Annotated in this window: 2 protein-coding genes; both read left to right on the forward strand. The window is 37.2% G+C overall.

The features are described 5' to 3' along the window. Nucleotides 1-276: conserved phage C-terminal domain-containing protein (locus K1I61_RS08940; RefSeq protein WP_223334896.1), on the forward strand; the 276-nt coding region annotated here is incomplete at its 5' end. A gap of 11 nt (nucleotides 277-287) precedes the next feature. Beyond that, nucleotides 288-913 (forward strand): ATP-binding protein (locus tag K1I61_RS08945; RefSeq protein ID WP_223334898.1); only part of this gene is annotated, 626 nt, incomplete at its 3' end.

Consider the following 913-nt stretch of genomic DNA (forward strand, 5'->3'; position numbering starts at 1 on the left):
CCTATTGTTTATCTGAATCAAGTAGCTAATAAGAGGTATAAGTTTGTTGATAAGACAAAAAGGCTTTTACTAGCACGATTCAAGGAAGGCTATACACTTGAAGATTTTAAACAAGTGATAGACATTAAAACGGCAGAATGGAAGGATAGTCCTGAATTTTCTAAATATCTGAGACCAGAAACACTTTTCGGATCCAAGTTTGACGGTTATTTGAATCAAAAGCCTAAAACCATAAAAGGGAAGTCCGAAGATAACTTCCCAGACCTACCATTTTAGGAGTTGTACAGATGAAGGAACAATTTAAAGAATTTAATAACAGAAAAATATCGGATACAGTTTGCGATATTCACCAAGTAAATTATTGGGAAATTTCTGTACCAGTGTTAGGGAGTTCAGAAAGAAAAGTACAAGCATTTTGCCCGGAGTGTGTAAAGGGAGAGATTAAACAAAAAGAGAAAGAACTATTACAGCAGTTCGAGGACAGACAAGCCTACTTTAAAACTTATGATGTCTTAATGCGTGATAGTACGATCCCTAAAGAGTTGAAAGGAGCGACGTTTGATAATTTCTTTGTTAAGACGGCAGAGGAGCGCCAGATGTTGGAGTTTGTAAAGAGACAAGCCCAGAAGTATCTTGCAGGTATGACAGGAAATACTTTAATCAGCGGTAGCACAGGAATAGGGAAAAGTCATTTATCTCTTGCACTTGCTAAAGAAATCAATGAGAGTTTCAGGGAGAAGAACGAGCCTAAGAGTGTATTGTTTGTTAGCTTAACCGAGATTATCAAGCAGATAAAAGAAGGCTGGGCTTATGGAAGAAATGCAAACTTAACAGAGTATGAGGCGGTTAAAAAGTTAGTTGATGTAGATTTTCTAATCATTGATGACCTGGGGGCAAAAAATGGGACGGTAAC

Origin of the sequence: Streptococcus infantis, from assembly GCF_019929665.1 — a bacterium.
Taxonomy (GTDB): domain Bacteria; phylum Bacillota; class Bacilli; order Lactobacillales; family Streptococcaceae; genus Streptococcus; species Streptococcus infantis_H.